This is a genomic window from Paenibacillus wuxiensis (genome assembly GCF_040195695.1).
Taxonomy (GTDB): domain Bacteria; phylum Bacillota; class Bacilli; order Paenibacillales; family Paenibacillaceae; genus Paenibacillus_B; species Paenibacillus_B suaedae.
In genome coordinates this window covers 38,268-58,702 of sequence record NZ_JBEFZI010000017.1, presented here as the reverse complement: position 1 = coordinate 58,702, position 20,435 = coordinate 38,268, and the positions used below count along the sequence as shown (strand labels likewise).

General features: G+C 47.0%; 20 protein-coding genes and 1 riboswitch. Of the genes, 10 read left to right on the top strand and 10 right to left on the bottom strand.

The window, feature by feature from the left end; translation table 11 throughout:
• Positions 1-42 precede the first annotated feature (42 nt).
• On the bottom strand, positions 43-969 hold the full coding sequence (locus tag ABN764_RS27695; protein WP_446673728.1) for a phosphotransferase family protein: 927 nt from the start codon (positions 967-969) through the stop codon (positions 43-45).
• Positions 970-1,131: 162 nt separating this feature from the next.
• Here ABN764_RS27695 and ABN764_RS27690 point away from each other — a divergent pair, with 162 nt between their 5' ends.
• Positions 1,132-1,548 carry an NUDIX hydrolase gene (locus ABN764_RS27690; protein WP_174811224.1) on the top strand — a complete coding sequence of 139 codons (417 nt, stop codon included), beginning with the start codon at positions 1,132-1,134 and terminating at the stop codon, positions 1,546-1,548.
• A gap of 106 nt (positions 1,549-1,654) precedes the next feature.
• Here ABN764_RS27690 and ABN764_RS27685 read toward each other — a convergent pair whose 3' ends face one another.
• Entirely contained in the window at positions 1,655-2,092 is a 438-nt protein-coding gene (locus tag ABN764_RS27685; protein WP_174811223.1) for a MarR family winged helix-turn-helix transcriptional regulator, read from the bottom strand.
• Positions 2,093-2,216: 124 nt separating this feature from the next.
• On the opposite strand from ABN764_RS27685, the gene ABN764_RS27680 reads away from it, so the two are divergent.
• The 3 genes from ABN764_RS27680 (at position 2,217) to ABN764_RS27670 (ending at position 5,206) form a co-directional block, all read left to right on the top strand.
• Positions 2,217-2,804: an NAD(P)H-dependent oxidoreductase gene (locus tag ABN764_RS27680; protein WP_021253473.1), complete on the top strand. Its 588-nt coding sequence runs from the start codon at positions 2,217-2,219 to the stop codon at positions 2,802-2,804.
• Positions 2,805-2,930: 126 nt separating this feature from the next.
• Positions 2,931-4,370, top strand: a complete 1,440-nt coding sequence (locus ABN764_RS27675; protein WP_446673727.1) for an alpha/beta hydrolase family protein — start codon at positions 2,931-2,933, stop codon at positions 4,368-4,370.
• A 284-nt stretch (positions 4,371-4,654) separates the two neighbouring features.
• Positions 4,655-5,206, top strand: a complete 552-nt coding sequence (locus ABN764_RS27670; protein ID WP_446673726.1) for a GNAT family N-acetyltransferase — start codon at positions 4,655-4,657, stop codon at positions 5,204-5,206.
• A 106-nt stretch (positions 5,207-5,312) separates the two neighbouring features.
• On the opposite strand, the gene ABN764_RS27665 is transcribed toward ABN764_RS27670, so the two are convergent.
• Together ABN764_RS27665 and ABN764_RS27660 are read right to left on the bottom strand one after the other, a co-directional pair.
• The gene (locus ABN764_RS27665; RefSeq protein ID WP_446673725.1) at positions 5,313-7,793 is read right to left on the bottom strand and encodes a DsrE/DsrF/DrsH-like family protein; all 2,481 of its coding nucleotides are present in this window, start codon (positions 7,791-7,793) and stop codon (positions 5,313-5,315) included.
• Positions 7,790-8,080 (bottom strand): ArsR/SmtB family transcription factor, encoded by a 291-nt coding sequence (locus ABN764_RS27660; protein ID WP_021253467.1) that lies wholly within the window; start codon positions 8,078-8,080, stop codon positions 7,790-7,792. Before ABN764_RS27660 ends, ABN764_RS27665 begins: the two co-directional genes overlap by 4 nt.
• 259 nt (positions 8,081-8,339) lie before the next feature.
• On the opposite strand from ABN764_RS27660, the gene ABN764_RS27655 reads away from it, so the two are divergent.
• Positions 8,340-9,086: a YggS family pyridoxal phosphate-dependent enzyme gene (locus tag ABN764_RS27655; RefSeq protein WP_446673724.1), complete on the top strand. Its 747-nt coding sequence runs from the start codon at positions 8,340-8,342 to the stop codon at positions 9,084-9,086.
• A 49-nt stretch (positions 9,087-9,135) separates the two neighbouring features.
• Here ABN764_RS27655 and ABN764_RS27650 read toward each other — a convergent pair whose 3' ends face one another.
• The 3 genes from ABN764_RS27650 to ABN764_RS27640 are packed head-to-tail and all read right to left on the bottom strand — an operon-like array spanning position 9,136 to position 11,815.
• Positions 9,136-10,281 carry a DUF4179 domain-containing protein gene (locus tag ABN764_RS27650; RefSeq protein ID WP_446673723.1) on the bottom strand — a complete coding sequence of 382 codons (1,146 nt, stop codon included), beginning with the start codon at positions 10,279-10,281 and terminating at the stop codon, positions 9,136-9,138.
• Positions 10,262-10,846: an RNA polymerase sigma factor gene (locus ABN764_RS27645; RefSeq protein ID WP_446673722.1), complete on the bottom strand. Its 585-nt coding sequence runs from the start codon at positions 10,844-10,846 to the stop codon at positions 10,262-10,264. Before ABN764_RS27645 ends, ABN764_RS27650 begins: the two co-directional genes overlap by 20 nt.
• Positions 10,847-10,906: 60 nt before the next feature.
• A complete protein-coding gene (locus tag ABN764_RS27640) occupies positions 10,907-11,815 on the bottom strand; it encodes an ABC transporter substrate-binding protein (RefSeq protein ID WP_446673721.1) in 909 nt (302 codons plus the stop codon).
• A 379-nt stretch (positions 11,816-12,194) separates the two neighbouring features.
• On the opposite strand from ABN764_RS27640, the gene ABN764_RS27635 reads away from it, so the two are divergent.
• From ABN764_RS27635 to ABN764_RS27615, 5 genes are all read left to right on the top strand, one after another.
• The gene (locus ABN764_RS27635) at positions 12,195-13,109 is read left to right on the top strand and encodes an ABC transporter ATP-binding protein (protein ID WP_028532425.1); all 915 of its coding nucleotides are present in this window, start codon (positions 12,195-12,197) and stop codon (positions 13,107-13,109) included.
• A gap of 67 nt (positions 13,110-13,176) precedes the next feature.
• Positions 13,177-13,911 carry an ABC transporter permease gene (locus tag ABN764_RS27630; protein WP_446673720.1) on the top strand — a complete coding sequence of 245 codons (735 nt, stop codon included), beginning with the start codon at positions 13,177-13,179 and terminating at the stop codon, positions 13,909-13,911.
• The gene (locus ABN764_RS27625; protein WP_446673719.1) at positions 13,912-15,093 is read left to right on the top strand and encodes a sensor histidine kinase; all 1,182 of its coding nucleotides are present in this window, start codon (positions 13,912-13,914) and stop codon (positions 15,091-15,093) included.
• The gene (locus tag ABN764_RS27620) at positions 15,090-15,695 is read left to right on the top strand and encodes a response regulator transcription factor (RefSeq protein ID WP_446673718.1); all 606 of its coding nucleotides are present in this window, start codon (positions 15,090-15,092) and stop codon (positions 15,693-15,695) included. The genes ABN764_RS27625 and ABN764_RS27620 overlap by 4 nt, the downstream gene beginning before the upstream one ends.
• 174 nt (positions 15,696-15,869) lie before the next feature.
• A complete protein-coding gene (locus ABN764_RS27615) occupies positions 15,870-16,382 on the top strand; it encodes a serine protease (protein ID WP_446673717.1) in 513 nt (170 codons plus the stop codon).
• 305 nt (positions 16,383-16,687) lie between these two features.
• Here the strand turns inward: ABN764_RS27615 and ABN764_RS27610 are convergent, their stop codons facing one another.
• The 3 genes from ABN764_RS27610 to ABN764_RS27600 form a co-directional block, all read right to left on the bottom strand.
• The gene (locus tag ABN764_RS27610) at positions 16,688-17,167 is read right to left on the bottom strand and encodes a C40 family peptidase (protein WP_174809098.1); all 480 of its coding nucleotides are present in this window, start codon (positions 17,165-17,167) and stop codon (positions 16,688-16,690) included.
• A 3-nt stretch (positions 17,168-17,170) separates the two neighbouring features.
• Positions 17,171-17,312: riboswitch (cyclic di-AMP (ydaO/yuaA leader) on the bottom strand.
• A gap of 295 nt (positions 17,313-17,607) precedes the next feature.
• The gene (locus ABN764_RS27605; protein ID WP_021253456.1) at positions 17,608-18,429 is read right to left on the bottom strand and encodes a hypothetical protein; all 822 of its coding nucleotides are present in this window, start codon (positions 18,427-18,429) and stop codon (positions 17,608-17,610) included.
• A 4-nt stretch (positions 18,430-18,433) separates the two neighbouring features.
• Complete coding sequence (locus ABN764_RS27600) at positions 18,434-20,410, bottom strand: M1 family metallopeptidase (protein WP_446673716.1); 1,977 nt, start codon at positions 20,408-20,410, stop codon at positions 18,434-18,436.
• Between the last annotated feature and the right edge of the window lie 25 nt (positions 20,411-20,435).

The following is a 20,435-nucleotide window of genomic DNA, read 5'->3' as shown; positions in this document are numbered from 1 at the left end:
GAGTACAGTATAGCCTGAGACATAGGTTTCAGGCTATATGTTTTAGACTAAGCGCCCAGGAGGCTGCTCTATTCTATTCATGAGCAGTTCTAGCTCATCCATCAAATCCGGAATCCACGCATCTGAACCTGGGATTGTATCGGTTCCGCCATAGACAAGCCATTTCAGCGTTTTTACAAGCCAGCATACCCCGCCGATGTTCACTTGCCATTCAAGCTGATCCATCGAACAATTCTGCTCCATTGCGCTATGAAAGGCGGACAATATCTCATCCCTAGGGACATGACTATATTCTCGTGCTTCATCAATGAGACAATGCAAGTCGCCTAAATGGGGACTTAGATACGAAATCGACCAGTCAATCGGAATAATCTGTGTCCCCTGAATGAGCAAGTTCTTCGCATGATAATCATGGTGCACGAGTGTAAGGGGCTGAGTGCGATACAGTCTCTCCAGCTGTTGCGGCAATATGTCCTGCAGTTTGCCGAGGGCAGGATGGCCAGCTAGACGAGGCGAGTGAAGGAGATCCTTCGCAAGAGCCAGGAAATCGGCAGCTGTCTCGGTGCATTGATGAATGAGGCTGCTCGGAATATTCTGCTTGATATGCATTGCAGCTGTATCTCTAATCCTAGCTAAAGCTCTTGCGGCTTCCAGAAAGAGCGCTGAGCTGGGACGTTGCTCCAAATTGTACTGCCCGGCATCCTCCATAATCATGACCGCACTACGTTCCGATTCATAATATTCATAAATGCGAGGGGCTGATATGTGCAAAGGTTTCACGAGGCGGCGGTAATTGGCGGCCTCTTGAGCCATTTCTTTGCCGCCCCATTTCAATATGCGAGTTTCACCTGTACGTAAAGTGATGCGATACACTTCGGATAGCGCCCACTTTCGTAAAAGTGCCCACTCGGTTACTTCAGCTAGCAAAGGGATTCTGTTGGTATAGGCAGATAGACGTTCTGGAATCATATGCTTCCTCCTGAATGATGGGGTTCATCTTACAGAGGAGAATTTTACACGAAAACCCAAAAAAATATAGACTTATAATGACCGGTTTGCTATGATGTTGAATAGGGTCTCGATACTTTTCGGGGCCCATTTTTTGTTAATTGTGAATCGGGAGATGAAGAGATGCAGGGCTATAATGTCATCATGGTTTACAATAAAGAACTCGACAAATTATTGATGTGCAAACGATTAAAAGAACCGTACAAAGGACTAAGTAATCTAGTCGGCGGTAAAATAGAGGCTGGCGAAGCAGGAATCGAAAGTGCTTATCGAGAGCTGGCGGAAGAAACGAGCATTTCCAAAGAGGATATCACGCTGCACCACCTGATGGACTTCACGTACCACTATCAAAAATGTTATGTGGAAGTCTATGTGGGCAAGTTGAAGCATGACGTCGCGATTCATGGCGATGAGAATGAATTGTACTGGTCGGAGCTGACCCACGATTTCTTCGACATGACCTTGTATGCAGGAGAAGGCAATATCGGTCATATGATCGAGCAGGTGAATATGTACAAGGATACGATTCTAGGTGATTGAAAAGGAAAAGACGAAGGCAGACGCTACATGGGCGTGTTCCTTCGTCTTTTTCTATACTAGAAACCAAGTTTGTATTTACTCCTTTTCACAAAAGCTGCGCTGTGACTTACATCTTTACATCGAACACATGGGATTGGAGAAGCTCTAATGCCCGCTGTATGTCCTTCAAGTCTTCTTCTGAGGAATTCTTAATTCGCTCGAAGAAACGCTCGCTAATCCGCCCAAAGGCCTCTTCCATCATAGCTTGTCCAGCTTCCGAGAGTTGGATCATTTGCTTGCGTCTATCATCCGTGGACTCCAGTTTTTCACATAGATGCTTTTCCGTTAATTTCCTCAGTTCCCGGCTCGTGTTTGGCATAGACATGTGCATGCAATCGCTAATTTGGCTTAAGGTAACAGGTTGGCTGACCGCGATATATTCCAAAATACGATATTGAACGGGTGTAATATCCTCTGGCTTAATGTCCCTCGTTAATTCATGCGTCACTTCGTGCACGGAGGTTGTAAAGCTTACGAATTGATGAAACAGAGCTTTCTTGTCCACAAAAATCACCTCTTACCAGAACACGATAACAAATCAATTATCAATAAACAATTATCATTTGAAAACTATATAGGTAGGTTGGTATCTTTTAATTATCAAATGATAACTAAATGGCGGTGGGAAGATGAAGGTGTTAATCGTATATACGCATCCGAATCATAGTAGTTTGAGTTACGCCTTTTTACAACAAATCATACAAGGGTGTACAGAGAATAAGAACGTGGAAGAAATTCAGGTTCTTGATTTATATGAAGAGGACTTCGATCCAGTACTTGTGTTCCACAAGACGAAGCGGAGGAGAGATATGCACCTCGATCCGACCCTGGAGAAGTATCGTGAGCAGATACGCTGGGCAGATAAGTTGGTGTTTGTGTATCCGATCTGGTGGCTGCGTCCGCCTGCGATGCTGCTCGGCTACATTGATCAGTTATTTGCTTCTGACTTCGCCTATCGAGACAACGGAGGCTTGCTGCCTGAAGGGCTGCTAAAAGGGAAATCGGTTGTTTGTATATCTACAATGAAGGGTCCTACCCTGTATCCATTTTTCTTTTATCGCAATGTGCATAAAGTGTTGATGAAAAGGGCCTTGTTTCAGTATGTAGGTATCAAAAAAGTGAAGTTCTTTGAATTCGGGAACATGGAAAGTCCGAAGGGCAAGCACGACAGAAAATTAATTAATATTTACAATTATTTCAAATTTATGTATCATTAAACACCTGAGCAGGGTTCATATTGTTGAGGATGACGAATAAATTATAAGTTTTGAATGTCTCCTTACAGACGGATCTAATGTTGAAATTCACCGCTGTAAGCCATAAATGGGGAGGGTGCAATTCTTATGAGATCGTTTGAACTGCTGTTAGTCGTCATTCATGTTTTATTGCTTGGTTGGCTGCTATTTGCAAGGAGCAAAACAAAGCAAATGCTGTTCATTAGTTTCATCATATCTTCCATATTCGTGCTGCTGCATGGACTCATCGAGGGACTGCGTTGGCAGATGGTTCCGGCCTATGTGATAACGTTTCTGCCGATCTGTATCCTTGCAGCACGATATCTGTTCAGATCGAAGGAAGTGAAGGGAAAGAAGTCCAAAGTTCAGCAAATTCTTGTGGCTATGCTGGCAGTGCTATATTCCCTTATCACTGTGTTTCTGCCTCTCTTGTTCCCGGTGTTCACATTCGAAGAACCTACAGGTCCGTATAAGATTGGGACAGTAACGTATGATTGGAAGGATGAGCGGCGTGAAGAAACACTTACCCCAGAAAAGGGCGACAAGCGCGAACTGATGGTGCAAATTTGGTATCCAGTTAGTTCGAGCGCACAGGGAAAAACCGCACCTTATGTATCTAATCCGGATGTGTTTGTAAATGCGTACAGCCAAACTTTCGATATGCCTAAAATGTTTTTTACAAGCATGAAATTCGTCAAGACACATGCGATCGAAAATGCCGAGATATCCGGTAAAGAAGCTGCTTACCCAGTACTGCTGTTTTCTCATGGAATGGGTGGGCATAAGAGCCATAACACCTTCCAGATCGAACAATTGGTCAGTTATGGGTATATCGTTGTGGGTATTGATCACACGTATAATAGCATTACATCGGTGTTCGATGATGGCCGCGTTGCGAATTTTGTTCCCCAGGATCCGTCAGTTGAGCACTTGGATGAACTGAACAAGGTATGGGTGGAGGATGCCAAATTTGTACTCAATCAAGTGGAGAAGCTGGCACAGGGCGATCCAGACCATCGCTTTACAGGAAGAATGGATTTGAAGAACGTCGGTATGTTCGGTCATTCCTACGGTGGAGCAACCAGTGTTCAAATGCTGATGTCAGACGCAAGAATTAAGGCAGCTATTAATTTGGACGGCGGCTTATTTGGTCAGCTCCGGATTCCGGAAGGCGGGGTGAAGAAGCCGTTGTTGATGATGAGTGCGGATAGAACGCTTGCCGGTGCAAACCAGTTAGCAGCTGCCCAAGGTACAACGAGAAAAGTTTTATACAAGTATTTCGGTGACATATTTGAACGATATAAGCATGTTGCAGAGGGAGGAAACTACTGGATGAAAATTAAAAACATGGATCATTTAGCCTTCTGCGACTTCTATCTGCTATCGCCTCTACTCGAGAAGGCTGAAGGGGTAAATTTACGCCCTGTACATCGCCTCATTAACGAATACTCGCTTGATTTCTTTAACCATTACTTAAAGGGGCAGCCTTTCGAGAAGATGGAACAAAATCTTGGGGACAATCCGGAATTTTCACTGGAGAGAGGCTAAGACAGACCGAGCAGCACGAACAAAAACAAGATGATGAGGAGGTAGTTCCCGTAATGGGTGCTCCCTTAGATAAGCGATGCTGTTCACATCCCACTGTAAGGCTGAGAAATCAAAGATATTACATTTCATTAATTTACCAAATTCCCAAGGGCGTGATATAATCCATGACTAAGAAAGGAATGAGAACGATGTAGTTGTCGAGAGGGATACGGTCGATCTGCGCTCAAGATCTCCGCCCTCGTATGAGGGAGTAAGTGAACACCACATATTGAGGGGGAGCGAATATGGTATTTCATATTTGGGAAGGAAAAAAAGTAAGATTGCGCGCCATAGTCTCAAGCGATTGGGAGAAATTCCACAACAATGACTATGATACGGAAACTGCACGATTATGCGATGAGGTTCATTTTCCAAGATCCGAAGAGGGTGCGCGGATATGGACGGAACAGCGGGCGGCTGCAGTGCCGGAAGGCGATCAGTTTCGGTTTGCCATTGAAACGCTTTCGGGTGAAATGGTGGGCGGAATGAACACGCATGGCGTGGATAAGCGGAATGGCACGTTCAAGTACGGCGTATCGATCTTCCGAGAACATTGGCGTAAGGGCTATGCATCGGATGCAATCCAGGTATTGCTCCGCTACTATTTCGAAGAGCTGCGCTATCATAAGGTGATTGCACATGTATATGCGTATAACGAGGCATCAATTGCGCTGCACGAGCGCCTAGGGTTCCAACAGGAAGGAAGACTGAGAGATATGGTCTTTACGAAGGGGAAGTATCACGATGAACTAATTTTTGGCTTAGCGCGCAGTGAATACGATGCGATGCAGGGATGAACTTGGTCACCGAATAGGTACGATTAAAGATAAATGAGGAAAGCCATAGAGTGGTTGCCTGTGGGAAGGCAGCGCTCTATGGCTTTTTGATGTTGTGTATTTATTTTTAAATAAACAAATTAATGCCTGATTGATCAGCCTTGCCTAAATAGTAGCCTACGCCGCCGATGGTAACGCCGTCGATAAGCTCCTCATGGGCAATGCCCATGACGTCCATCGACATCTGGCAGGCAACGATTTCGACGCCCTGCTGGATCGCAGATTCAATCAACTCTTCTAGTGAAGATACATTGTTATTGTTCATCACCGAGCGAATCATTTTCGGTCCGATACCCATCATGTTCATCTTCGACAAGCCCAGCTTCTTGCTTCCTCGCGGCATCATCGCTCCGAACATTTTGCCGATGAAGCTCTTGTTGACGGGAACCTTGTTCGGCTTGCGCAAAATATTCAGACCCCAGAAGGTGAAGAACAGAGTCACTTTCTTTCCCGAAGCAGCAGCTCCGTTCGCAATAATGAAGGAGGCGATTGCTTTATCGAGATCGCCGCTAAACACGACCATGGTACTGCGATCCGATGATACACTGCGATTGTCTGCCTGTTGCAAATCCTCCGCGGAGGTAGGCGGCAGCTTGCGTATATGGGCTTCAATCGTCCCATCCGTGTGTTTCTGAACATGCAGCAGCTCCTGCTTGCTCATGCCCGCCCAAGCTTGAATATCCTCATAGAAGCCGGGATCGGATGCATTTACTTTCAGCACTTGACCTTCCTGCAGCAAATCCATATGCTGCTTCACTTGCATGAGCGGCCCTGGGCAGCATAAACCACATGCGTCCAGGGTACGATCGAAGGAGTACTGTGTATCTTTCTGTTCATTGCTTTCTTTTACCGGATTCCCAGACGTGTCTTGGTCAGGCCTGGCAGGCGGCGTAACCTGTCCGGGGGTATATTGTGCATGCTGGTATGTCTTATATCCACCCGTTAAGTTTCTCACCTTGAAGCCATGCTGACTTAGAATGCGTGACGCCGTATAACCGCGCAAACCAACTTGGCAGTAGACCCAGATTTCTTTCTCCCGATCGAGCTCATTCAGACGGCTTCTTAGTTCATCTACAGGAATAGACAGGGAGTTAGGAATATGACCGTTCTGATGCTCCATATCCGTACGCACATCAACAAGCATCGTAGCTTGTGGGTCGCGCTGTTCCAGATCGGCAGGCGTAAACGCGCTCACAGCTCCTGTCCATATATTCTCGGCAGTATACCCGGCCATGTTCACGGGATCTTTGGCGGAAGAATACGGTGGTGCATAGGACAATTCAAGCTCCGTAAGATCGGTGACGGTGCCGCCTAAGCGTATAACCGTAGCAATGACGTCCATCCGTTTGTCCACGCCGTCATAGCCGACAATCTGGCTGCCTAGTACGTTGCCTTCCTCATTAAAGATCAGCTTTATTGTCATTGGCTTGGCACCTGGATAGTACCCGGCATGGGAATTTGGATGCACATAAGTTACCTTGTACGGCAAACCTAATCGTTGCAATGTTTTTTCGTTATTCCCTGTTGCAGCACCCGTTAATCCGAACACCTTCAGGATAGATGTGCCTTGCGAGCCTTTATAGGCAGTGCCAAGTCCGCTCACATTGTCTGCTGCGATACGCCCTTGCTTGTTGGCTGGCCCTGCAAGCGGGATCGCTGTCTTCGTCCCATTGACGAAATCGACAACCTCAACCGCGTCTCCTACGGCATAAACGTCTTCTACATTGGTCTGCAAATAATCATTCACAATGATGTGACCTCGTGGCCCCAGCTCAATGCCGCAGTCTCGAATAAAGCCCGTATCAGGTGCTACCCCGATTGCGAGAATGACCATATCGCTTGTGAGCACTTTGCCGCTGGCCAGCTGCGTTTCAATTCCGCCGTTCGTATCACGGAACGATTGAACGCGGTCATTTACAATGAGAGATGTACCGTGCTGTTCCATCTCCTTAGACAGAATTCCGGCCATTTCTGTGTCAAATGGAGCAAGAATTGCTGGCCCAGCCTCCACCAACGTGACATCTAGCCCAATTTCGCGCAAATTCTCGGCCATCTCCACCCCGATGAATCCGCCGCCGATGACGACAGCAGAGCGGGTGCCATCTTCCATCACGCGCGTCTTCACGCGATCCGTATCGGGAATATTGCGAAGCGTATAAATGCGCTCGCTCTCAATACCCGGAAGCGGCGGACGTACCGGCTTCGCACCAGGGGACAGAATTAGGGAATCATACGATTCTTCGTACTCCCCTTTCTCTTTGCTGCGTACCCGTACCTTTTTTGCTTGCGTATCAATGCCGATGACTTCGCTGTGCACGCGCACATCGATATTGAACCGGCGGTGCATTGCTTCTGGTGTTTGTACGAACAGCTTGTTGCGGTCTTGAATCGTATCTCCGATATAGTAAGGAAGCCCGCAGTTGGCGAATGATACATAAGCATCCCTCTCGAACATGACAATGTGGGCATCCTCATCCAGTCTGCGCAGACGTGCTGCGGCAGAAGCCCCTCCAGCTACTCCTCCAACGATCAATACCTTTTTGCTCATGATGTCTCCTCCCCGAAAAATGCTTCAACGAGCTGTTTTACCTTCTCGTTCTCTACCCGATAGTTCACTTCTAGGCCGTTGCGATGTGTGGTTACAATGCCCATGCTACGCAGCTTCTGCAGGTGTTGGGATACCGTCGATTGCGGCAAGCCTAGGCAGTCCTGCATGAAGGATACATTGCAGCTTCCCTTATCCAGCAGCCCCTTCACGATACAGAGGCGAACAGGATGTGCCAGAGCTTTTAACAGCTCGGCAGTATCATTAAAACGTTCATAGTCGTTATTCATATCATGTCTCCTTTGATTTATAGGAAAGTGAAAAGATGGAATGGTTCATTTTGTACATGAACTCATGCACTTAATAAATCGTTATATCGTTATATTACGATATTAATATATAAGGGAAATAAAATCAACACAAGAAGTTGAAACTAATAAATGGAAAGGGAGGTGCCGGATTCAGCGTTATATTGTGCAGAAGGTGACAGCCTTACCCGAACAGGTATGCTAGAATGGACATAAATACTAAAATAATGTGGTGATAACGATGCAATTAAACGATATTGAACATAACATACGAGTGATCCGTGAGCGTATCGAGCAGGCATGCAAGCGCAGTGGGCGCAATCCCGAGGAAGTGAAGCTGATGCTCGTTACGAAGACAGTTCCGGTTGAACGAATTCAGATGGCATTAGATGCAGGGGAGAACTTAATTGGGGAAAATAAAGTGCAGGAAGGGCTGCAGAAGCGGGAGCCGCTTACTTCGGCTAATCCATCGCTAGACTTTCACTTTATCGGCCATTTGCAAACAAACAAGGTCAAGGATGTTCTTAAATTCGCAACATGCGTTCAATCCGTCGATCGCATAAAGCTGGCAACGGCACTCCATGAGCGGCTGCAGAAGGAAGGTCGCACAATGGATGTCCTTATCCAAGTGAACACGTCGTATGAGGAAAGCAAATTCGGTGCTGCCCCAGAGGATGCACTCGCATTAATTCAAGAGGTGGCCAAGCTGGACACGCTCCGCATTAAGGGTCTCATGACAATCGGGCTTTTCACCGACGATCAAGATAAGGTGCGCAAATGCTTCAAGCTGCTGCAAAAAATCCGTCAGGAAGCGCAAGAGCTTGCATTGCCGAACGTTATCATGGAAGTCATGTCGATGGGAATGTCCGGAGATTTCGAGACGGCAATCGAGGAAGGTTCAACGCTGGTACGGGTGGGCTCTGCAATTTTCGGCAAACGTATTTATCCAGATAGTCATTATTGGAATGAAAACTCGAAATCCGAATAAATGGATGAAATAAGGATGGAAGGAGAGAGCAGTGGGGCTCTCTCCTTTTCTATTTTGAAGTTTCAACGGGTAATGTAACTTCGAGCTCGGGGATATATTTGATGAGTGGTTGGCCGTCGGCTCCAAGCTTGAATTGGGATTTATCATGCTCGTTGATAAGACTTATATAAGGTTTGATCGTAATAAACGTAGGAATAGGGTCGTACGGCTGATAAAGCAAATTGAACAGCAACGTTTTCCCGTTGTCCTCATGTAAACCTGAACCGTTTAACAATTTGACTGTGCGCCCTTTATCATCGTAGATTTCAAATCCAATCGGCAAATCATTGGCCATAAGCGGATCGTCCTTCGATATTTCCAGCCTTGCAGCAAGACTCGTCGTAATCGGCGTCAATTCTACTTTATTGTACTTGATGGTGAATGGACTGCTAGATTTCGAAATGTTTGGCTTCATGACGACTGAATCATTTGTTTGCATGGAAACGGGAATCGTCATTTGATAGGGCTCCTGTATGTCTGACACGGTAAGCTTTACCGTTAAATCGAACTTGTCGGGCAAGGATATTCCTTCTTGATTTCGCATTTCAGAGAACATAAGGATTGCCGAATTTTCATTTTCCCCTGGGACAGTAATGATGCCAACCGAGTGCTGGTTGTATGCATAATCGGCAATACTTTTTCCATCAATAAGGAGTTGAATATCACTCAAAGATTCCATCAAGGTATTGCGGCTACTGTTTTCCTGCAACCCCGATAGGCCTGATCGTTCAATGCCAACTGCCACTCGTACTCCGTCATAGGCTGCTGCCGGAATCGAAAGTGTTAGACCATGATGGGTCACGCTCTGCCCGGATGAGGTGACAAGTCCTTTTTCGTCAGCTGCCTGCAAACCTAGATCTCCCGCAAGACGAAAAAGACTGCTCACGCCCGGCACATGTCTCATTGACTCGGCTACCGTGGGAGACAGAAAGGAGCCCCCTATTAATAAGACGAATGCTGCGGCTGCTGCAGCAATCGATGTGACAATGGAACGAACTGCTTTACTACGACGTGTTGTACATGAGGCATCAACAAATAGAGACCCAGTGTCCAATCGGCTCATAATTTGCCCCGTAAAATCAGGATTTGTCGGCGTCTGGCGAATCCATGCCTCTAATTGTTCACTATCTACACCGTTACGATGGCTTGATGACATGCTTATGAAGACCTCCTTCCTCTGTGAATGGATTGGATTGATAGCGAAGCAGCTTTTTCCGCAAACGTTCATATTTTTTGCGAATTGTCGATGGCTTTAAATCCATAATCTCGCTAATTTCATCGAAGCTATATTCTTCCACGGCCCTTAACAACAAAATATGCCGCTCTTCTGCAGAAAGCTTGTCCAGCAATTGATAAACCAGATCTTCATACGGAAGTTCTTGATCATTGATTTGATCTCGTTTCAGCAGGAACAGTATTTTTCGGAGCCTGCTTCTACGGTTCAAAATATCCAAGCAATGATTGTAGGCGATCTTATATATCCAGGCTGAAAAAGATACCTGAGGCTCGAAAAGGTGTATACGTTGAAAGCCTTTAATAAATATGTCCTGAACAGCGTCTTCGGCTTCTTCCTTGCTTCCCAACAAATAGTAGCAATATAAATAAATTTGTTTCTGAAATCGATGGATGATAAAGGTGTACGCTTCTTTATCTCCGCACTTGACTTGAGCAATGGCATGTTCTAAAGTCCTAACAGTTTGATATTCTGAGCTGGATGGCATAGCCGTATGGATCCTCCTTTCATACAGCCCGGCTTAATAACACCTTTTTATTGTATAACTTCACTTTCGGGTGATAAGAGCACTTTTAGCTCGTGCTTTCAATTCTTTTGCAAGCCAAGGCCCATTGATTGTCATCGTAGCCTGACCTCTATAAAAGGCTTCGGCCATCTCCTCGCTATTTTGATTTGAAGCCTGCAGGTAGATAAATTTATCGCGTACGGTATTTGTTACGAGTTTGATTGCTTCTTTCCAACCGTCTGAGTTGATAAGCAGCCTGTCTGCCTTTGCATCGAGTAATCGTAACCCGGAGGAAGACGTGATCTCCTGTAACATCTGCTCCACACCGTAGTCCTGATATAATCCAACTATTTTCTTTTCGCCAGTGCCCGTGTTGATGAATCTTCTCGACAGTTCAAACAATTTTTTCCAGGTCATCTTGTTCGTCGGCGTATCAATATGATGCTGCTTGAACAAATCTCGGTTGAAATATAGGACATCCGCATAAAAAGACGGAGCTAATCCGTATAACTTGCCGTCTCCTCTCCCTCTAATCATTTCGATAAGTCCGGGAGAAATTGCGTCAATATCGAATTTGTCCTTCGCAATCATAGTTTCGATGTCGTACAGCCGTCCCTGCCGCGCATAATCTTCGAACAAATTCTCGTTTAGCAGCAGCACATCAGGTTTGTATGTCTCAATTAATTTTTTCAATTCTGCATGATCGTCCCAAGCGCCATATTGCTCGCGATTTGCGAGCACGTTATTCATGCTAATGACATCGAATTCGATTTTTGGGTTCTTCACCTTGAAGAGATTCCCGTAATCGTTATAGAACGACGGTTCATCATGATACATGACTTTGATTTTTCCACTTTCCAAGTTCTCATTTTGTTGTTGTTCCCCGTAGCAACCACCTAGCAAAGGGATGATCAGTATCAGTGCATTTCCTAGCTTCCACAACTTTTTCATGCTATCTCTCCTTTTCTGCCTATACAACGGACAGACATGCCGTTTTGTGACGGGGCTGCAAAAATTATGGCACAGGATAAATGGTTGCTTTAAAAAGTGGCCTTGAAGAAAATGAGGCTCGCAGCAATTCGAATATTGCCACCTCATTTCTGACATTTGTCATATGCAGTTGGTGACATCGTACACTAACTGGCTCAAGCGTGCCTGCCGTACAATACAAACATAAGCGATACGGCATCGGGCAACAGAAATTGAGCAGCACAGCATCGTGTAGCATATCTCGAAAGATTAACTGGTTAGCCGAAAGCTGCACGCAACACAATGATCGCATCACAGAACCACATACGATTCCTAATTTAATGACAAAGGATGATTATAGATGACATACGCAATCGAATGTACCAACCTTATAAAGCAATTCGGCAGCTTTCGCGCCGTGAACAATATTAATCTTCGCTTCGAGCGTGGACAGATCAGCGCGCTGCTCGGTCCGAACGGAGCGGGTAAGACTACGACGATTTCCATGATCCTCGGGTTGCAAAAGCCGACATCAGGAGAGATTAAGGTGCTTGGCCAGCCCGCAGGCACACGGGAACTGCGGCACAGAGTAGGGGCGCTCATGCAGGATGTGAAAGCTCCTGATGGCTTGAATGTTGCAGAGGTATTGAATCTGTTCCGCAGCTACTATCGCAACCCACTTCCACTGTCCAGACTGCTTGACTTATCAGGCCTGCACGGAGAAGCGAAGCGGCGCGCAACATCGTTATCCGGTGGACAACGGCGCAGATTGGCCTTCGCGCAGAGCTTAGCTGGCAATCCAGAGCTTGTCCTGCTTGATGAGCCGACGGTTGGCATGGATGTGGAGGCGCGTGGTCGCTTCTGGGATACGGTTCGCGCTCTGTCGAACGATGGGCGGACGGTTGTGCTTACGACGCATGACTTGGAGGAAGCAGATGCAGTGGCGGATCATATCGCGATTATTGCGGCAGGTACAGTAGCGGCCAGCGGAACCTCACAGGAGCTCAAGGCACAGACGGCACTGCGGACGGTGTCCTTCCGTCTTCAAGTCGAACAGCAGGACGAAGCGTTGATGCAGCTTCCGGGAGTCGTAAAGGTCGAACGTGCATCAGGTCGGATTCGTCTTCACGTCCGCAGTACAGACGAAGTGTTGTCCGCACTCTTGCAATCTGGTTGGGGAGTCAGCGATATTGATATCCAATCCGCTAAGCTTGAGGATGCTTTCCGATCAATAACAAAATCTCATGAAGCTGCACGTACTCAAGCAAGCATATAGTTGAGGCCTGAAAATAAACGATAGAGGCAGAGGGTGCCTTAAATCATCATATAGGGGGAATTGATCGATGTTACAAGCACAAATCAAAGCAGAAAGTTTACGAATTATGCGCAGTCCATTCTTCTTGTTGTTCTCACTTGTCATGCCAATCGCTTTCTATTTCTTATTCGCTAGTTTAAATGGCGCATCGAAGTCTATTGAATCGACCACCTATGGCGCCTTCTCACTTATGTCGATGACAGCATTCAGCTTGATCGGCACAGCAATGAGTCAGTTCGGTATTCGCCTTGCTTACGAGCGTCGTGATGGATGGACACGTCTGCTTCGCCTGACACCACTATCTCCGTCGGTATGGATTGGCGCTAAGATCGTATCGCATATGTTGGTTCATTTGCTTGTCATTCTCATCATTTTCCCTGCTGCCTACTTTGCCTATCACATTGAGCTGACGGCTGTACAATGGGTGACATGCGGATTGTGGCTGTGGCTTGGAAGCATTCCATTCCTGGCGATCGGCTCTATTTTAGGAACGATGAAGAGCGCGGATGCCTCCATTGCGGTCGCGAACATTTTGCTCATGGGATTTGCCATCATGGGAGGCTTGTGGATGCCTCTGAAGACATTGCCAAGCTGGATGCAAGTTATTGGAGAATGGCTGCCATCCTACCGCTATGCACATGGTGCATGGAATATGCTCGCTGGGGGAAGTCCTGACCTGCTGGATTGGGTAATTCTTCTGGGCTGTGGCATGATCTTCATGGTAATATCGAGTTATATCTTTAACAGACGGGAAGCGATGTAAGTGAACGTAGTCAAGAAGAGATTATTTCCCGAAAAAGAGGGAGCGGAGCCTTACATCTCCCTCGTCAACTTATGCGTGCCCATCTTTTTCCTGCTGCGTGAGACTCCGACCAAGCTATTGGTGGGGTTCACGCTGCTTCTGTTTCTAGTGATCGCATTTTGGCTGCAGTATCGGCACGAGAAGCAGGCATTGCTGTGGTTGGCTGCTCAGGCTGTAATTATTCTCGTATTCATCCTTTTCTATCACCCTATGTATGCTTATATGGTGTTCATGATCGCGCAGATGATAAGCAGGCAGAAGACCTCAATTATTTTAGGAACAGCTGCCGTCATGGCGGTAGGTATCTTAATCGGATTGTCTCAACGCTTGGATACGGTAGCCGTATGGTCTTCCCTGCATACCCTGCTGCTTCCTCCATTATTCGGTGTGCTCGTCATGCCATTCATCATGCGTGCCGCTGGGCAATACAAGCAGATGGCGGAACGATTGCAGGCAGCGACCTCACAGCTCGAGCGGATGGCCCAGCAGGAAGAGCGCCAGCGCATTGCACGCGAATTGCATGATACACTTGGACACACGTTGTCCTTGATCACGCTTAAGAGTGAAGTGACAGAGAAGCTTATTACACGGAATCCAGAGCGGGCCATCGCTGAAGCAAGGGAGATTCAAGAAACATCGCGTGCGGCGTTGAAGCAGATGCGCCAACTCGTAACTGAAATGAAGATCGTCAAGCTTGCAGAGGAATATGAGCATGGAAGGCAGCTATGCGCTGCCGCAGGAATTGAGCTGGAATTTCAGGAACGCAGCGAGGGAATTAGCCCTTCAGCAGCAGCCCCAAGCATTGTGGGCCGATTGCCATTATCAGCATTGCAGGAGACGATTCTCGCCATGTGCTTCCGGGAGACCTTAACGAATGTCGTCAGGCACAGCCGGGCGAAGCATTGCTCGGTTCGGGTTGAGGTGGGAGAGGCAAGGGTTCGATTGGAGATTGCAGATGATGGCATCGGAATTGATGAGCACCAGCTTAAGCAATCAAGTGGGACAGGCATGGCCGGACTGAAACAGCGGCTTCAGCTTGTGGACGGGACGCTTGCTATAGAGTCTGGTGCCCACAAGGGAACGGCATTATCGTTAGTCATTCCGCGTGTAATCCGCGATGGGAAGGGGAAAGGTTCATCATGATTCGAGTTATATTGGGAGAGGACCAACAGATGCTGCGAAGTGCACTCGCCACCTTGTTGTCTCTTGAGGATGATATCGAAGTGATTGGTCAGGCCGAGAATGGCAGTGTAGCGCTGTCGCTTATAGAGGTACTTCAGCCGGATATCGCGGTACTGGATATCGAGATGCCACTTATGACGGGGCTGGATGTCGCGGATGCAGTCAAGAAGAAGGGGCTGGACTGTCGGATTATTATGCTGACGACCTTTGCTCGCTCAGGCTATCTCCAGCGTGCAATGGCATCCAGTGTAGGCGGTTATTTACTCAAGGACAGTCCAAGCGACGAGTTGTCAGATGCCATTCGCCAGGTATATGCAGGCAAGCGGGTGATGAGTCCCGAATTAACGTTGGCTGCGTGGGAAGACCCTTGTCCGTTGTCCCCGAGGGAGAAGGAAGTGCTGTTGCTTGCTGAGAATGGACTGTCCATGCAGGATATTAGCGCCAAATTGTTCTTATCCTATGGAACGGTGCGCAACTATATGTCGGATGCGATTAGCAAAGTAGGAGCGGGTACGCGAATTGAGGCGATTCGAACTGCCAGGGAGAAGGGCTGGCTGGATTAAGAACTGCTGCTGGAATATATGCAGAAGATACTTGATGGAGAATTGTCGGCTCAATTAGCATCCAGAATATAAATGGGTAAGTGCTTCACTAAGTGAATATTTAGCTTATTTTCAGTTTCATTTCAGGAATTACGAACATACTATAGCCATCCCTTACATAAGGAGGTGGAACCTATGAAACGCAATTCAACCGTAGCAGCGTGGACGTGCCTAATGCTTCTCTTGATGGCTTCACCTGCAGCAGCGCAAAGCAGAACTGCGCTAGATGCTGCGGCAGATAAGAGCAGAGAGCAAGCTGCTGTACGAGTGGTCACTTCATCTCAGGCTGTACAGCCGAATCAGCAGAGCATGGAGACGGATAAACAATTAGAACAAGTACAGGCACAAATGAAGGAGCTTCGTGCAGAAATGAAGCAGCTGCGCGAGAAGAAGCTTCAATTGCTAGCTAAGAAACACGGAATTTCGACAGAAGGCAAGAGCAACAAGCAAATTCACCAGGAATTACGCGAGAAATTAGGCATAAAAGGACGACTGTTCCACGAGAAACATCACATTAATGGGAAGCATGTCGAGGATCGTCAGACTCAGCTTCAGCACGAGGAAGAAAAGCATCGAGCAGAGGCGGATGGGCTCACACCAGAAGAGATTAAGGCGAAATTCCAAGAATTGAATGGGTCAGTTAAGTAAATCAGAAGCGTCTATGCGAAAATAGTGAATATCCAGACAAGATATCGGGACATGCGCACAAGCGCATGTCCTTGTGTCGTTAATGGCGATGAGAATGGTTGAAACCGAAAAAGAAATATTTCGTAAAGATAGATAAAAGCACGAATCGTTGACATGCAGAGATGCATAGGATAAAGAAGTTGGATTTGCGCGGATAATGAGGGTAACATGAAACAACCCGACGAAAAGGCGCGTAGCGCTTCTCATCGGGTTATGTAGTCGTTCATATCATTATAAGAGTGCAGTAAACAATCAAACTATTGATATTATTGATTTTCAGTAGCGATAGACGAGAAGTCATTCTCGCTCATTACACGACGTGCACCTACATAGCGCTTCTCGTAGTAGTCCATGCTAAGGCTGTCGATGCGCGTACCCTTGCTTGTCGAAGCGTGTGCGAATTTGTTGTCGCCTACGTAAATGCCGACATGCGATACACCGTTGCCGCCGCTTGTGTCAAAGAAGACCAGGTCTCCTGGACGAAGCTCGTCTTTGCTAACTTTCTCACCAGCGTCAAATTGCGACGAAGATGTGCGAGGAAGATCAATTTCGAACTTGTCGAACACGTACTTCGTAAATCCGGAGCAGTCAAAGCCTTTCGTTGTTGTACCACCATACTTGTACGAAATGCCAAGCAAACCGTCAATCGTGTTGTCCATTTTGGATGCTGCGAATGTGCTGCCTGCACTGAACGAAGTAAACAGAACGCTCAGTCCGAGCACCGCTGTAACTAGCTTCTTCTTCAAAGGGAAGGCTCCTTCCGTGCCTGCGAGGTTAGCTGGAGGGTTCGGTTGAAGGACCCCTATGATCCCTGTGTTACAAGATCAATTCACCCGTAAAAACTGGTTCCCCCGCTTTCCGGTCCGCCCGGAAACTCGGCATTCTGGTTTTTGGAATATGTATTGCTGCGTGCGATAGTAACAATTTTGCAAGAGTTAGTGCCGCTTTCATGACAAAGTTGTAATAAATCTAGACTTATTGTAACAGACGGAAATTCCTTTGACAAATATTTTTTGTCCTTGACACGAAAAAAACTTGTCAGATCAGCGTTTTTTTCGCTGATAGACAAGTTTTTTAATTCATTTTGTTAGGTTACGCTACTTCAATATCATCGTAACCCTTTGTAACTTTGTAACTTTGTAACTTTATAACTCTGTAACTAAATTGCGCTCAATCAGAACCCCCATTATTTCATCTGTTGCTCTGCTTCCTGCCAGACAGCGTGGCGTGCAGACAATCCCCACATTTTGAGTATAGTCATAATGGCAGGCAATGCCTGTTGAATAATGAGTGCGGTAATTCCGGTGAACACGGCCGCCGCCGTTGTGGACAATATGCCTACGCCAATCGTGATACCAATAAAGAGAAGTGACAATCCTAGAATGGGAAGCAAGCGACGAGTTCCGGCTGTCACAGATCGAATTAACGGTGTTTCTGAGGCAGCGCCGAAGTTAAGGAATAAGAACAATTGATGAACAAGCCAGCCGCCAATGAACCAAGCGATTACAAACGGTGCCACTGCCACGAGTAAGGAAGACAGAGAAGCCGATGTGGACAGGGCATGGGCCGCATAAGGAACGAACCATATAGCGGGTGCGATAATGAGCAGTGTCTCGAGTAGATAGAGGACAAGCATTGGCTTCCAAGCGAGCTTGATACCTTGGAAAAAGGCAAGCCCCTGCTGCTTGGGCCGTGACATAGCATGGAATACACCCGCGTGAATGAAGGGGGTAAGCAGCATATGGACGGCAACGAATCCGAGGATAGCCCATAAGTAAGGGAAGTAGTCATTCGTCTTCATTAGATAGAACTGGCTTTCGGTCAGAAAGAGCTGCCTGCTCATCTCGGTAGGTGCTGGATCTGGGTAACGGCGCAGGATAGGTGTTACCACTCCATCGACGAAGCGATAGAGGAAGAACCCCCATAACAGTTGGTACAAGAATAGAATGACCCATATATAGATGTGCTCTTTGCACCAATTCCAGCCTGAACGCACATAAGCCTTCACACTATCACCACCCCAAAATGTTCGTAACAGCTTCGATTACCTTGATGACGGATAAATTAACTCGTGTACGGACAGGTTCATCGACATGAGCACGCATATAATTATTGATGTGCTTGTTCTCAACGACAATCGAATATAGAGGATCAACCATGACCCAGCTGAGCGGCGCTTTATGGGTGACGGTATATTGGATGCGGTCTCCCTCTCCATTCCATCCCTTGCGAGTCGTCGTGCCATCCGAGAATCCAAATACGATCGGAATGGATGGATAATTGGCACCGAGCTTGCGGATATAGACAGTCGCTTCATATTGGGTAGACCCATTCGATTCAATCGTACGTGAATCAATGTTCTCCACGGCGAAGTCTGCCATCATGCCGTTGTACACATATTGTTGGAAGAAATCATTCCACTTGCGGTTAGTTACCTGCTCAACAACTCGCTGAAAGTCTGATGTAGTTGGGTACTTGAAACGGTACTTCTGCGTATAAGTTCTCATAATGCGGCTCATCATTTTTTCCCCGACTTGCTTCTCGATTGCAAGCAGCACCAGCTTGGCACGCATGTACACATTTTCCGCATAATGATTTTGATTTTTGTAGCGCCATGCATTCAGCTTCAGTGGAGCTGGATCTGTGATGTAGCTGGCTTGTATTGCGTTATTTGGAAGTACTCCGAATTCTTGCTCCATCAGCTTGTCTTCTGCATAGGAAGTGAACCCTTCATCGAGCCATGCTTCCTCGAATTCGTTTGAGGCGAGAAGTCCATAAAAGTATTGATGTCCAATCTCATGAACGACGGTACGTTCTAAATCGTAACCTGGACTCTCATCTTCTGCACCGAATGCTGTAATCAAGGTCGGGTATTCCATTCCTCCAGCTCCGTTGCCCAATTTAGGAGGCACGATAATGGACAAGGTAGAGTACGGGTATTTGCCGTACCATTCGCTGAACTTGGACAGCGCCGTCTTCGCAGCGTAGAAATAACGCTCCTTCAAATCTTTATGCTTCGGGTCTAAATATAACTTGATACGAACCCCTGGTACTTGGCTAGAAGAGAACGGCTCTTCAAAATAGACAAAGTTTGGAGATGCGGCCCACGCGAAATCATGAACATCATCCGCATAGAATTGATAAAATTTCTTTCTGTCTGCTATCGTAGGGGTTTTCGTTGGAAAGCCTGTAGCGCCTACGATGTAATTGTCGGGTACTTGAATGCGTACACTGTAAATGCCGTAATTGGAGTAAAATTCGGAATTACCGTGATATTGGTGCAGATCCCAGCCTTCTGATGCCCGGCCGCGTACCCCTGCCTTTTCATAGGCAGCAATCTTAGGGAACCATTGGCCAGCCATCACGAAATTATCGGCGTATCCCATACGTGCAAATATTTTCGGCAGTTTTACTTCAAAATCCATGCGAAGTGTGACTTTCTCTTGACTTCGTACTGGCTTGGTAAGACGCAGCTTCAGAAGCGTCTCATCCTTCGCGTTTCCGTCATCTGGCTGAATGTACTGTACCCGGTTCATTAGGGACATACCGTCAACCGTGGATAACGATTTTAGCGTCATGTTGCCATATCCATCCGCAGGGAACTTGTCTTCCCGCAATTTACCGCCAGACTCCTTCATGAAGGTGGTATCGGGCGAACGGAAAGCGTTCGGATACATGTGGAAGAACAGTTCATTGACAGTCGATCTCCCAGGATTGGTCCAAGTTACGGTTTGCTTGCCGATAAGGGTATGTGTGGATTCATCCAGTTTAACTTCAATATGGTATTCGGCAATACGCTCACTCAGTACCTCCGCATTGGGGGTCTCCACGGCTTGCTGCGTAATGGGTTCCTGAACCGCCTGCTTGTTCACCTCGGGTCCAAGGGACGGAACGGATCCAGACGGCCAGAACCGAACGAGGAGGAAGCTGCAGGCGGCTAGGAACAAGGCAGTGAATAGAAGCCGGCGATATACATTGCTTCGGGTCATACGTTTTTACCTCCCGTTGACAAGC